Raw genomic sequence first — 12,942 nt, 5'->3', positions numbered from 1 at the left:
CCTATGCGCAAGCAAAAATACATGTCGTACCTGGCCGTGGCCGCATCGCTGCTGGTGCTGGGCTGTGCCTCCGTCGACGGGGCTGCGGACATCGATGCCTTGACGGCCAAGATGGTGCAAACCTCTTTTCGCGATCAGGGCATCGCCAAGGTTGATCGCCTGCAGCAGGACGAATCGAATGCGGCCTGCAGCGCTGCCGATGCTTCCGGCAAGCCGCTGGCGCCTGAGCGTGCACAGGGCATAGAGGCGGCCAATCTCAAGACCGTCAAATGGCCTCAGGACGGCAAGCTGCTCGGAGACTGGAAAGAGGGCGAAAAAATAGCCCAGAACGGCCGGGGCATGACCTGGAGCGACAAGGCAGACGGTGCCAACGGCGGCAACTGCTACAACTGCCACCAGATCAGCAAGGAAGAAATCTCCTTTGGCACGCTGGGCCCCAGTCTTTACAACTACGGCAAGATTCGCGGCATCAAGGATCCGGCCAGTCCCGAATCCAGAGCCATCGTCGAGTACACCTGGGGCAAGATCTGGAACGCCAAGGCCTACAACGCCTGCTCGGGCATGCCGCGCTTCGGTCACTCCGGCATCCTCACCGAAGCGCAGACGCGAGACCTTGTCGCGCTGCTGGTCGATCCAGCCTCTCCCGTCAACAAATAGCTTTTTCAAGCGGCGCCGCTGTTTGCCCGTCTCGCAATGCCTAGCCATTCGGCAGGGGGACGAGACCGGGCGACGCAGCATTGCGGAAATGGCTTGTGCCAGTTGGGGTAGTGCGGGGCGTCCTGTTGACGCAAAGGCCCGTGCTTGCCCCTGGTTGGAACAAGTACCAACGGATATCAGCATGAGTCTTTCCAAACGCGAATTCCTGCAAGTGCTGGCGGCAGCCAGTGTCTCGGGCATGGGCTTGCAGCGCTATGCCTACGCCGACCAGTCGCTGGCCGACAAGGCCTTGTATGAGGTGGCGCCGTTCGGCAATGTGTCCCTGCTGCATATGACGGACTGCCATGCCCAGCTCAATCCGGTGCACTTTCGCGAACCCAGTGTCAATCTCGGTATCGCTGCGATGAAGAACCAGCGCCCGCATCTGGTGGGCGAGCATCTGCTGCGCTCGATGAGCATCAAGCCCGGCACGGCTTCGGCCCATGCATTCAGCTATCTGGACTTCGAGGCGGCGGCCAGGCGCTACGGCAAGGTGGGCGGGTTTGCCCATCTGTCCACGCTGGTCAAGCGCATGCGCGCCTCGCGCCCGGGCGCACTGCTGCTGGACGGCGGCGATACCTGGCAGGGGTCGGCCACATCGCTGTGGACCAATGCCCAGGACATGGTCGATGCCTGCAAGCTGCTGGGCGTGGACGTGATGACGGGCCACTGGGAATTCACCTACGGCATGCAGCGCGTGCAGGAGATCATCGACAAGGACTTCGGCACGCAGACCGACTTTGTGGCGCAGAACGTCAAGACGGCCGATTTCGGCGACCCGGTGTTCAAGCCCTATGTGATTCGCGAGATCAACGGCGTGCCTGTGGCCATCATCGGTCAGGCCTTTCCGTACACGCCGATCGCCAACCCGCGCTATATGGTGGCGGACTGGAGCTTCGGCATCCAGGACGACAATCTGCAGAAGATGGTGGACGAGGTGCGCGCCAAGGGCGCCAAGGTGGTGGTCGTGCTCTCGCACAACGGCATGGACGTGGATCTCAAGATGGCCGGCCGCGTGCGCGGCATCGACGCCATCCTGGGCGGCCACACGCATGACGGCATGCCCGTGCCCACCCTGGTGCAGAACGCCGGCGGCAAGACCATCGTCACCAATGCGGGCTCGAACGGCAAGTTTCTCGGGGTGCTGGACTTCGAAGTCAGGGACGGCCAAGTGCGCGGCTTCCAGTACCGGCTGCTGCCGGTATTCGCCAACATCCTTCCTGCCGATGCCCAGATGCAGGCGCTGATCACCCGGGTGCGTGCGCCTTATGAAAGCCGGCTGGGCGAAGTGCTGGCGCGCACCGACGGCACGCTGTACCGCCGCGGCAACTTCAACGGCACGGGCGACCAGCTGCTGCTGGATGCCATGATGGAGGTGCAGAATGCGCCGATTGCCTTTTCGCCAGGCTTTCGCTGGGGAACAACGCTGCTGGCCGGGCAGGACATCACGCGCGAATGGCTGATGGACATGACGGCCACCACCTATTCCTACGCCACGGTGACCGAGATGACGGGCGCCACGATCAAGACCGTGCTCGAAGACGTGGCCGACAATCTCTTCAACCCCGATCCCTACTATCAGCAGGGCGGCGACATGGTGCGCGTGGGCGGTCTGCAATACCAGTGCGACCCGGTGGCCGGCGCGGGTCGGCGCATCAGCGACATGCGCCTGAACGGCCAGTTGCTGGAAGCGGACAAGAAATACAAGGTGGCCGGCTGGGCGCCGGTGGCCGAGGAAGCCAGAACGGCCGGCAACAAGCCGATCTGGGAGCTGGTCGAGCCCTGGCTCAAGGACCGCAAGACGCTGGGGCCGCGCCGGCTTGACGAGCCCCGACTGATCAATGTCGGAGGCAACCAGGGGCTGGCCAAGGCCTGACGAAAGCCGATTGGAAGGACGCTTGGAAATCCGATTAAGACAGTGTTATCGCGCGGGCTGGGGTATATGCCATTGCCTTGAAGTCGGGCCGCGCCGTCCAATGCCCGCATGAGTCCTGCCGAGTTTGATTCCCTGACGGCCACCGTTCTGGTGGCCATTTTGTTGCTGGCCGCCATGCTGGGCTTTGTGATGCGCGAGACCCGGTTTTGCACCGTGGGCGCCATCAGCGATGTGGTCTATCTGCAGGACTGGGGACGGGCGCGCCAGTGGTGCATGGCCATCGCCGTGAGCATGCTGGGCTTCACGGCGCTGGCGCTGTGCGGCCAGCTGCAAGTGGGCGATGCCCTGTATGCCGGCCGCCGCCTGCTGTGGCTTTCGGCTCTGGCTGGAGGGCTGCTGTTTGGCGCAGGCATGGTGCTGGCATCGGGTTGCGGGGCCAGGAATCTGACCCGGCTGGGCAGCGGCAGCCTCAAGGCGCTGGTGGTGCTGCTGGTCATGGGCGTGGCGGCCTTTGCCACGCTCAAGGGCATTACCGCCGTGGCGCGGGTGAGCTGGCTGGACAGCGTGCATCATGAATTCGCGGGCCCGGCCCTGCTGCCCGAGTGGCTGGCCGGTCATGTCGCCTGGCCCTTGACGCTGCTGCGCGGCGTGCTGGGCCTGGGTCTGGGGGGCTTGCTGTTGCTGCTGGCCTTCGATCCTCGGCCCGGCGCCGAGCGCAGCCGGGTCGTGCTGCTGGGCGGGCTGCTGGTGGGATTGTGCGTGACGGCGGCCTGGTGGCTCAGCGGTCATCTGGCGCTGGTGGCCGAACACCCCCAGACGCTGGAGCAGGTCTATGCCACGACCTATAGCGGCCGTATCGAAGCCTTCAGCTTTGTCACGCCGGTGGCGCACACGCTGGACTGGCTGATGTTCTTCAGCGATCGCAACAAGGTGCTGACCTGGGGCATAGCCTCGGTGGCAGGTGTGGTCCTGGGCAGCTTTGCCCATGCGCTGTGGCGCAGGGACTTCCAGTGGCAGGGCTTTGCCGACCGCAGGGATCTGGCCCGACATCTGCTGGGCGGACTGCTGATGGGCGTGGGCGGGGTGACGGCTATGGGCTGCACCGTGGGCCAGGGCATCAGTGCGATTTCCATGCTCAGCCTGGGCAGCTTTGTGGCGCTGGCCGGCATTGTGCTGGGGGCGGTGCTGATGCTGCGCCATCTGGCAGGGACGGCATGAAGAAAAGTAACTTTGATAGCTTCTTGCGCTTGCTGATAAACAGATTCAGCATGAAAACATGCTGAAAATTAAAAAAGGAGCGCGGTAGGCGCTCCTTTTTAAGGGTCGCAGCGTTTCAGAGCTTGCGCAGGCGCGCGGCTGCCTCGATCAGGGTTTCGTCCTTCTTGGCAAAGCAAAAGCGCACCACGCGCTGATCGAAACCGTCGCCGTAGAAGGCCGACAGCGGAATTGCGGCCACGCCGATTTCCTTGACCAGCCATTGGCAGAACTCGGCCTCGTTGAGACTGGAGACCGATGAGATGTCGGCACAGAGGAAATAGGTGCCGGCCGTGGGCAGCAGCTTCAGGCGCGAGCCCTGCAGGCCGCCGAGGAACAGATCGCGCTTGGCCTGGTAGAAGGCCGACAGCTCCAGATAGGGCGCCGGGTCCTGCATGTACTGCGCGAGACCCGCCTGCATGGGCGTGTTCACGGTGAACACATTGAACTGGTGCACCTTGCGAAACTCGGCGCTGAGGGCGGCGGGTGCGGCCACAGTGCCGACCTTCCAGCCCGTGACATGGTAGGTCTTGCCAAAGCTGGAGACGATGAAGGCGCGCTCGGCCAGGCCCGGGTAGCGGGCGCTGCTCAGATGCTGGGCGCCGTCGAAGACCATGTGCTCGTAGACCTCGTCGCTGATCAGCAGCACATTGGTGGGGGCCAGCAGGGCCTCGAGCTGGCGCATTTCCGCATCGGTCCAGATGGTGGCGCTGGGGTTGTGCGGACTGTTGATGATCAGCAGGCGCGTGCGCGGCGTGATGGCGGCCGCGATCCTGGCAAAGTCGGGGCGGAAGCTGGCTGGCGTCAGCGGCACCCGCACGGCCACGCCGCCGGCCATCTCGATATTGGGCACATAGCTGTCGTAGCAGGGGTCGAGCACGATGACTTCGTCGCCTGCATGCACGGTGGCTAGGATGGCGGTCAGAATGGCCTGGGTGGCGCCGGCGGTAATGGTGATTTCGCTGCCCGCGTCATAGTGGCGACCGTGCAGCGTTTCGATCTTGGCGGCCACGGCCTCGCGCAGCGCGGGCCAGCCCGTCATGGGCGGGTACTGGTTGTGACCGGCGCGCATGGCGTCGTTGACAGCGTCGAGCAGCCTAGGGTCGCAACCGAAGTCGGGGAAGCCCTGGCCCAGATTGACGGCCTTGTGCTCGGCGGCCAGCGCCGACATGACGGTGAAAATGGTGGTGCCTACATTGGGCAGCTTGCTGGGGAAGTTGGGAGTCACGATAGTCTTGCAATGCATGGGCCGGGCGCACAGGCACCGGCCCTTGAGGCGGGCCGGGTCAGAGCCCGAAATCGTCCACGCTGCCGTTCATGGCGCGCATGATGAGGTCTCGCGAGAGACGGTCGCTGAGCAGCTCGGCAAACCGGTAGACGAAGTTGCGCAGGTATGCTCCGCGCTTGATGGCCACACGGGCCACGCTGGTGCCGAACAGATGGCCGACGGGGCGCACCACCAGGTCGTTGACGGTGTCGTCGCGCATGGCCATCTCGGCCACGATGCCGATGCCCAGGCCCAGACGCACGTAGGTCTTGATCACGTCGGCATCGATGGCTTCCAGCACGATATGCGGATGCAGGCGGCGCATCTCGAAGGCATGGTCGATCTTGCCGCGTCCGGTAAAGGACGGGTGGTAGGTGATCAGGGCTTCCTGGGCGATGTCTTCCAGCGTGATGCGCTCTTTCTGCGCCAGCGGGTGGCCCGTGGGGATGACCAGCACATGCTGCCATTCGTAGCAGGGCAGGGTCACCAGGTCGGGGTAGTCGGCCAGCGATTCGGTTGCCATGCCGATCTCGGCCACTTCGTCGATCACCATGCGCGCGACTTCGGCGGGCGTGGCCTGGTGCAGGCTGATGGTGACCTTGGGATAGAGCTCACGCAGGCGTGCCACGGCGGGCGGCAGCACATAGCGGGCCTGGGTGTGGGTGGTGGCGATGCTCAGCGTGCCGCTGTCCTGGGCGCTGTACTGCTCGCCGATGCGCTTGAGGTTGCCCACTTCGCGCATGATCAGCTCTATGCTCTTGAGGACTTCCTGTCCAGGCTCGGTGATGCGCTTGAGACGCTTGCCGTGGCGCGCAAAGATATCGATGCCCAGCTCTTCCTCAAGCTCGATGATGGCTTTGGAGACTCCGGGCTGGGAGGTGTGCAGGGCCTTGGCCGCCTCGGTGAGGTTGAGATTGCGGCGGGCGGCTTCCTGGACGAAGCGGAATTGATGCAGGTTCATGACAGCATGGACTAAGAACTCGCATCATTATGCTTCAAATATCTAAAGAAGCTATTTTTTATTTGAAATCTGTATGTTTGAGTGCTTCGGTGCCACCGACGGCCTCTATCGCCAGCTGTGCCAGCAGGGCCGTGACGCGCGGATTCTCGCCAGCTGCGGTCTGCAGATCGAACTGGCAGCCGGGATGCTGGTGGCGCAGTTTGTCCAGCAGGCGCGGAATGTCTTCACGCGCATGCTTGCCGGTACCGAGAAACAGCGGCAGCACGATCAGATGCTGAACGCCCTGGGCAATCAGGCTCTGCGTGGCGGCAGGCAGATCTGGGGCGCAGGCGTCCAGGTAGGCGCAGATGCAGGGCAGGCCGGGCTGCATAGCCTGCAGCAGCTGGTGAACGGCCTCTATGGGCTGGCGCCAGAGGGGGTCTCTGGAGCCATGGGCCAGAAGGATCAGGCCGGCCCGGCCTGGAGAGTGGTTGGCTGCGGCGACATCCATGGCTAGCGCCTCAGTACCAGCCAGCCAAAGGCCGAGAGCGATAGCGCGGTGTAGAGCAGGCCCGGCGCAGCGGCGGCCAGCCAAGGCCACCAGGACTGCAGGGTGCCGATATAGCCGAACACGTTGTTGAGCAGGAAGAAGCTGATGCCGGCCATTACCCCGCCAAACACATAGGCCGTGATGCCGCCCGAGCGGAAATGCAGATAGGCAAAAGGCAGGGCGAGCACCACCATCACCAGGCAGCTCAGCGGGTAGAAGACCTTGCGCCAGAACTCGATTTCGTACTTCTGCGCGGCCTGGCCGTTGTCCTGCAGATGGCGTATGAACTGGAACAGCGCAATCGTGGTCATGCGATCGGGCTTGAGCAGCGCACCCGAGACCATGGCCGCAGTGACCTTGGTGGGCCAGTTCATGCTGGCTTCGTTGATCTGGCTGAGTTGGGTGACATCGCCATCCTGGGCCACCTTGCTGCCTTGCACGTCCTGCAGCGTCCACTGCTCCTTGTCTTCATCGACCTGTGCCGACTTGGCGTTGATCTGGGCGGCGATACGGCCCTTGCTGTCGAACTCGAAGATACGCACATTGACGAAGTCGCCAGGGCTCTTGACGGCGCCGACGTTGATGGCGACCGAGTGATTGCCCTGTTTTTCCTTGAGCCAGGCGCCGGTGGCGCCACGGGAGATCTGGCCTTTGCTGACCACGCGCAGTTTCTGGCTGAAGTTGTCGGCAGCAGGGGCAATGTAGTCGCCCACCAGCACCGTGAGCAGCACAAAGCTCATGCCCAGAATCAGCAGCGTGCGCAGTGCCAGCCAGGGGCCCATGCCGCTGGTGCGCATGATGGTGAACTCCGAGCTCTGGGCGAACTTGGCCATCACGAAGATGGCACCGATCAGCACGGCAATCGGCATCAGCTCGTAGAGGTGGCCCGGAATGGACAGGGCCACGAACAGCAGGGCGCGCGTGGCGGTGTAGCCGGCGTTGCCGCTGCCCACCCAGCGCATTTCATCGACCAGGTCGAAGAAGAAGAACAGCGCCAGAAAGGCCAGCGAGACATACAGGACGGCCTGTATGACCTCGCGATAGATCAGGTTGCGCAGGACTTTCATCGTGCCACCTCCTTGCGGGCGCCCGAGCGCTGCAGCAGATCGCGCGGCGACCAGCGGAAATGGCGCGCCAGCAGCACCAGCACGCTGACCGTGAGGATGCTGCCGTGCAGCAGACCCAGCAGGCCCCACATGCCAATCTTGTTGGCGCTGACCCAGCTCTCGCCCAGGGTCATGAGGTTGTAGTAAACGATAAAAGCGAAGAGGGCGATCATCAGGCTGCTGCTATTGCCCGCACGCGGGTTCACGCTGGAGATGGCCAGACCCAGAATGACGAAGTTGAGCGCTGCGAACGGCAGGCCCAGACGCCATGCGAGCACCGAGCGGGCAATCGGTTCATCCTTGCCGATCAAGTCCTTGGTGGGCATGCTGCGTGCCGCCATCTCCTCCATGGCGACGGGGTTGTCGTTGTCGACCTGCACACCGTATTCCTTGAATTCGGTGATGCGCACCGAGCCGTCGTCGCTGCGTGTCTCCATGCGCTGGCCGTCTTCGAGAATCACCATGCGTTGGCCCTTGATGACGGCCAGATGCGCGCCCTTGGCCGAGGTCACGGACTCCTTGCCCGGGTCGCGCGAGACCACGAAGACATTGCTGGCCGCCATGTCGGAGGGGGAGTCCTTGTCCACGAAGAACACGCGTGTGCCGCCCGCCGATTCCTGGAACTCGCCGGGCGCGATGCGATCCAAGTCGCTGCGCTGCTGGAACTGGGTCTTGATCTGCTCGATTTGCTGATAGGACCAGGGCAGCACGCCGAGGGCCAGGACGGCCGTGATGAGAATCACCGGCCAGGCAAAGCGCAGCAAGGGTTTGAGCAGGCTGGCCAGACCCTGGCCGGCAGCAAACCAGATGACCATCTCGCTGTCGCGATACATGCGCGACAGTGAGCCCACAATGGCAACAAACAGACTCAGGCCCAAAATGGTGGGGAGTTGTCCGAGCACGGTGAAACCCATGACCAGCATCACGTCGGAAGGGCTGACACTGCCCTTGTAAGCCTGACCCAGGGTGCGGATCAGCATCATGGTCATCACCACAGTGATCAGAACCACGGCCGTCGCGCCAAAGCTGCGGGCCAGCTCTTTGCGTATGGATGAATCGAATAACATTGGCTAAAAGGAAAACACCGATTATGAACTTTGAACTGAAGGCTCTGACCGCTGCTGCCGCAGCGCGTGAAAAATGTGATCTGTTGCTGGTGCTGGTTTCCGAGCAGGCAGCTTCGGGCACATTCGGCAGCGACGCCATCGGAGCCATGGTGGCTCACGCGGTGAAACAGGGTGATTTTGCCCTGTCTTGCGGCAAGCAATTGCCTTTGTACCAAGTGCCCGCCATTGCCGCACGCCGTGTGGTGCTGCTGGGCGCGGGGTCCGGCTCGGCCAGGGATGTGCGCAATGCGCTGGCCGGCTGTGGCGCGGTGCTCAAGACCGACGGCATTGCCAAGGCCGTGGTGAGCTTTGCCTTTGAGGCCAGCGCCCAGGCGGTGGCCGCCGCCGTGCAGGCGGTGGCCGATGCGACCTACCTCTATACCCACACCAAATCCCAGGCCAAGCCCATTGCACTGACCAAGGTCGTGCTCGGTGTGTCGTCCAAGGCCGCTGCAGTTACCGCTGCTTTCAATACTGCCGTGGCGCAGCAGGAAGGCGTGAACACGGCCCGCGAATGGGCCAACCGTCCGGCCAACCATGCAACGCCCACCTTGCTGGCCAATGCGGCCAAGAGCATTGCCAAGGCCGCACGCATGAGCTGCAAGATCCACGGCCCTGCCGAAGTGGCAAAGCTGGGCATGGGCGCCTTCATGGCGGTGGCCCAGGGCTCGCGCGAGCCCCTGCGCTTTATCGAGCTGCACTACAACGGTGGGGCCAAGAGCGAGGCCCCCATCGTACTGGTGGGCAAGGGCATCACTTTCGACACCGGCGGTATCTCGCTCAAGCCTGCGGCCGAGATGGACGAGATGAAGTTCGACATGGGCGGCGCTGCCAGCGTGCTGGGCGTGTTCCAGGCATTGGCCAGACTGCAGCCCGCCATCAACGTCGTGGGCCTGATCCCCGCCTGCGAGAACATGCCCGACGGCGCAGCCGTCAAGCCCGGCGATGTGGTGACCAGCATGAGCGGCCAGACCATCGAGATTCTCAACACCGACGCCGAAGGCCGTCTGGTGCTGTGCGATGTGCTGCACTACGCGGCACGCTTCAAGCCTGCGGCGCTGGTCGATATGGCCACGCTGACCGGTGCCTGCGTGATCGCCCTGGGCGGCTTGCGCAGCGGCTTGTTCTCGACCAGCGACGAGCTGGCAGCGGCTCTGCAGACTGCGGGCGACGCGGCGCTTGACCCTTGCTGGCGCATGCCTCTGGACGAGGAGTACGCCGATGGCCTCAAGAGCAATTTTGCGGACATGGGCAATGTGGCAGGGCGCGCTGCGGGTGCTGTGACGGCTGCCAAGTTCCTGCAGAAGTTCGTGGGCGATATTCCCTGGGCGCATCTGGATATCGCCGGTACGGCCTGGAAGAGCGGTGCTGCCAAGGGCGCCACCGGTCGCCCCGTGGGTCTGCTGGTGCAATATCTGCTGGGCCAGCAAGGCAAGGCTGCACCCGCGACGGCCAAGACCCCGGCGTCGCGCAAGGGCGCTGCCAAGCCTGCGACCTCGCGCCGCACGCGTACGACCGCCAAGGCCTCGACTTAAGGAAAGCCGGCAGGAGCAGCCTGGTTTGGGGCTGCTGCTGCCGCCAATAGCTGTGACAGAAATTGCCTTTCATTTCAACGCGCCTGACAAGCTGGGCTATGTGTGCCGCTTCGCACGCAAGGCCTTGCGTCATGGTGCGCGCCTCGTGGTACTGGGCGATGGCGCCGCGCTGAGCCGGCTTTCGCCTCGCTTGTGGAGCGTCTCGGCCACGGACTTTCTGGCCCATGCTGCCGAGTCCGAGGGTGCGCAGATGCTTGCGGCTTCCCCCATCATCCTGGCCGAACACCTGCAGGGTCTGCCCCATCACGATGTGCTGGTCAACCTCACGCCGCAGGTGCCTGCCGAGTTCGAGCGCTTTGCGCGTGTGGTGGAGATCGTGTCCTCCGGCGATGAAATGGATCGCCAGGATGCGCGTGTCCGTTGGCGCGACTATGCTGCGCGTGGTTTTCCCATTGTCCGGCACGACCTGAATCTCAAGGGCTAGGTCATGAACTCCTCATCCAAAGTTCCGCCACGCTTTGTCCCCACACTGACCGAGGTGGTCCAGCCCGAAGCTGCCGCGCCCGAAGGCGCGGCAGACAGCGCACAGCCGGCGGCGCCGGAGCAGTCGCAGGAAGCTGTGCAGCAGGTGCCAGGCCCGCGGACTCTGGGAGGCAGCGTCGTCCCTCTGGCGCGGCCGTCGTTTCACACCTCATGGCTGGCGGATGGTCTCTACGGCCGTGGCCGGCCTGCAGGTATTCCGCATCAGCTGCCCCCTTTGCCGGAATCCCTGCCGCCGCAGCAGTCATTTGCCCAAAGCATGGCTGAGGAGGAGGTGGAAGCAATATCGGCCGTGCAGGTGGAGCCTGAGACTGATTCGGTAACTGCCGAGCCCGTGGAGGTATTTCCGCTCGCAGACCCGGCGGAGCAGCCAGCCGCTACGGACGCTGGCCAACCCCAGGATGAAGAGCTTCAACCCGGGTCTGAAGCACTCGATGAGGAAGCCGCCGAGCCACTCGTCCAGGCACAGAATGTGGAGCAGACCGTTCAGCCAGCCCCGGTCTTCGAGGCAGCCGGCCTGCAGCAGGCGCTGGATGCGCACGGTGCCGTGGTGACCGAAGAGTATCTGGTCCACAGACTCATGCAGCGGGTGGATCTGGTGCTGGAGCAAAAGCTCAGGGAAGCGATAGCGCAGGTCGTGGAGGCGCAGACCCGATCCATGGTGCTGCGCCTGCGTGAAGAGGTGGAGACCGTGGTGCGTCAGTCGGTCTACCAGGCGGTGGAGGCCGAGCTTGCGCAGCAGACCCGGCAATAGCCGATAGCCGCTGGCTGCGGCATCCCGGCCTAGCGGTTCAGGCGCAGCGGACCGTTGAAAACCTCGGGGTTCAGGATATTGCTGGGCTGGCCGTTGGCAAAGTTCACCACGTTCTCGAACGCCGCGCGGAAATACAGCTCATAGCTGTCCTGCTCCACATAGCCGATATGGGGTGTGCAGATGCAGTTCTCCAGCCTCAGTAAGGCATGGCCTTGCAGTATCGGCTCGCTTTCGAAGACATCGATGGCAGCCAGGCCTGGACGGCCGCGGTTCAGTGCGCAGAGCAAGGCTTCGGGCTCCACCAGCTCGGCGCGCGATGTGTTGACGAACAGGGCGGTCGGTTTCATCCGCGCCAGATCCTGTGCCGTCACGATGCCCCGCGTTGCGTCGTTCAGACGCAGATGCAGCGACAGCACATCGCATTGCTCAAAAAAGGCTTCCTTGGAGGGGGCGCTCAGATAGCCGTCGGCCTCGGCCTTTTGGCGCGAGGCTTCGCTGCCCCAGACACAGACCTGCATGCCGAACGCCTTGCCGTAACCCGCCAGCAACTGGCCGATGCGGCCATAGCCCCAGATTCCCAGCATGCGTCCGCGCAGTACGCTGCCCAGTCCGAAGTTGGGCGGCATGGATGCCGCCTTGAGTCCCGACTGCTGCCAGGCACCATGTTTGAGATTGGCGATGTATTGCGGCAGGCGGCGCATGGCCGACATGATCAGCGACCATGTCAGCTCTGCCGGCGCAATCGGAGAGCCCACGCCTTCCGCAATCGCCACGCCACGTTCGCTGCAGGCCTGCACATCGATATGCGCGCCCGCCTTGCCTGTCTGCGCAATCAGCTTGAGCCGGGGCAATTTATCGAGCAGTTGGCGCGAGATCTGGGTGCGCTCGCGAATCAGGACAATGACATCCGCATCGCGCAGCCGGACCGACAGCTGCCCCACACCCTTGATGGTGTTGGTGTAGACCTTGGCGTTGAAGGCATCGAGCAACTTGGCGCAATCGAGCTTGCGAACCGCGTCTTGGTAATCGTCCAGGATAACGATGTTCACCACTGGCATCCTTAAGTAAGTGGCTGAGTTTATTGAATGAAATTCAATGCGATCAAAGGCTTAGGATTGCTCTCGTGAAAACTTACGCCAAATCGACGCCACCAGATTCCCTGCGTGCACACCCTACACATACCAGAGCTTAGCTCAGGTTTGGCACCGGTTTTGAAAGCCAGGCTGACGCATGGCGTTGGCAGCGGCTCGATGACCAGGGCGCAAGAAGCTCCGGGTTGCGAATGCCATTGTGAGCCAGGCCGGAGACGGTCCGCGGC

The 12,942-nt window shown here is 63.4% G+C and carries 12 protein-coding genes; 6 read left to right on the top strand and 6 right to left on the bottom strand.

Going from position 1 to position 12,942, the window contains the following annotated elements; translation table 11 throughout:
* The first annotated feature begins 3 nt into the window (after positions 1 to 3).
* The 3 genes from soxX (at position 4) to F3J24_RS03510 (ending at position 3,790) form a co-directional block, all read left to right on the top strand.
* Positions 4 to 657 carry a sulfur oxidation c-type cytochrome SoxX gene (soxX, locus tag F3J24_RS03520; RefSeq protein WP_167002741.1) on the top strand — a complete coding sequence of 218 codons (654 nt, stop codon included), beginning with the start codon at positions 4 to 6 and terminating at the stop codon, positions 655 to 657.
* 181 nt (positions 658 to 838) lie between these two features.
* The gene (gene soxB, locus F3J24_RS03515; protein WP_167002739.1) at positions 839 to 2,572 is read left to right on the top strand and encodes a thiosulfohydrolase SoxB; all 1,734 of its coding nucleotides are present in this window, start codon (positions 839 to 841) and stop codon (positions 2,570 to 2,572) included.
* A gap of 108 nt (positions 2,573 to 2,680) precedes the next feature.
* A complete protein-coding gene (locus F3J24_RS03510) occupies positions 2,681 to 3,790 on the top strand; it encodes a YeeE/YedE family protein (RefSeq protein ID WP_167002737.1) in 1,110 nt (369 codons plus the stop codon).
* Positions 3,791 to 3,905: 115 nt separating this feature from the next.
* Here F3J24_RS03510 and F3J24_RS03505 read toward each other — a convergent pair whose 3' ends face one another.
* From F3J24_RS03505 to lptF, 5 genes are read right to left on the bottom strand one after another with little or no spacing between them, the layout of a single operon-like run.
* The gene (locus F3J24_RS03505) at positions 3,906 to 5,072 is read right to left on the bottom strand and encodes a pyridoxal phosphate-dependent aminotransferase (RefSeq protein ID WP_167002735.1); all 1,167 of its coding nucleotides are present in this window, start codon (positions 5,070 to 5,072) and stop codon (positions 3,906 to 3,908) included.
* A gap of 40 nt (positions 5,073 to 5,112) precedes the next feature.
* Positions 5,113 to 6,054: a CysB family HTH-type transcriptional regulator gene (locus tag F3J24_RS03500; RefSeq protein WP_003075706.1), complete on the bottom strand. Its 942-nt coding sequence runs from the start codon at positions 6,052 to 6,054 to the stop codon at positions 5,113 to 5,115.
* Between the two features lie 58 nt (positions 6,055 to 6,112).
* Positions 6,113 to 6,544, bottom strand: a complete 432-nt coding sequence (locus F3J24_RS03495) for a sirohydrochlorin chelatase (protein WP_167002732.1) — start codon at positions 6,542 to 6,544, stop codon at positions 6,113 to 6,115.
* A gap of 2 nt (positions 6,545 to 6,546) precedes the next feature.
* Positions 6,547 to 7,650, bottom strand: a complete 1,104-nt coding sequence (gene lptG, locus F3J24_RS03490) for an LPS export ABC transporter permease LptG (RefSeq protein ID WP_043005305.1) — start codon at positions 7,648 to 7,650, stop codon at positions 6,547 to 6,549.
* Positions 7,647 to 8,756, bottom strand: a complete 1,110-nt coding sequence (gene lptF, locus F3J24_RS03485; protein ID WP_167002730.1) for an LPS export ABC transporter permease LptF — start codon at positions 8,754 to 8,756, stop codon at positions 7,647 to 7,649. Before lptF ends, lptG begins: the two co-directional genes overlap by 4 nt.
* A 23-nt stretch (positions 8,757 to 8,779) precedes the next feature.
* Here lptF and F3J24_RS03480 point away from each other — a divergent pair, with 23 nt between their 5' ends.
* Genes F3J24_RS03480 through F3J24_RS03470 form a run of 3 tightly spaced genes read left to right on the top strand, consistent with a single transcriptional unit; the run spans position 8,780 to position 11,624 of the window.
* A complete protein-coding gene (locus F3J24_RS03480; RefSeq protein WP_167002728.1) occupies positions 8,780 to 10,330 on the top strand; it encodes a leucyl aminopeptidase in 1,551 nt (516 codons plus the stop codon).
* A 52-nt stretch (positions 10,331 to 10,382) separates the two neighbouring features.
* A complete protein-coding gene (locus tag F3J24_RS03475; protein WP_167002726.1) occupies positions 10,383 to 10,814 on the top strand; it encodes a DNA polymerase III subunit chi in 432 nt (143 codons plus the stop codon).
* A 3-nt stretch (positions 10,815 to 10,817) separates the two neighbouring features.
* On the top strand, positions 10,818 to 11,624 hold the full coding sequence (locus tag F3J24_RS03470; protein ID WP_167002724.1) for a hypothetical protein: 807 nt from the start codon (positions 10,818 to 10,820) through the stop codon (positions 11,622 to 11,624).
* 29 nt (positions 11,625 to 11,653) lie between these two features.
* Here F3J24_RS03470 and F3J24_RS03465 read toward each other — a convergent pair whose 3' ends face one another.
* The gene (locus F3J24_RS03465) at positions 11,654 to 12,673 is read right to left on the bottom strand and encodes a D-2-hydroxyacid dehydrogenase family protein (RefSeq protein ID WP_167002722.1); all 1,020 of its coding nucleotides are present in this window, start codon (positions 12,671 to 12,673) and stop codon (positions 11,654 to 11,656) included.
* Positions 12,674 to 12,942 lie beyond the last annotated feature (269 nt).

The sequence above is a fragment of the Comamonas sp. Tr-654 genome (genome assembly GCF_011752915.1).
Classification (GTDB): Bacteria; Pseudomonadota; Gammaproteobacteria; order Burkholderiales; family Burkholderiaceae_C; genus Comamonas.
The sequence above is the reverse complement of the archived record's forward strand: the minus strand, read 5'-3'. Positions and strand labels throughout refer to the sequence as shown.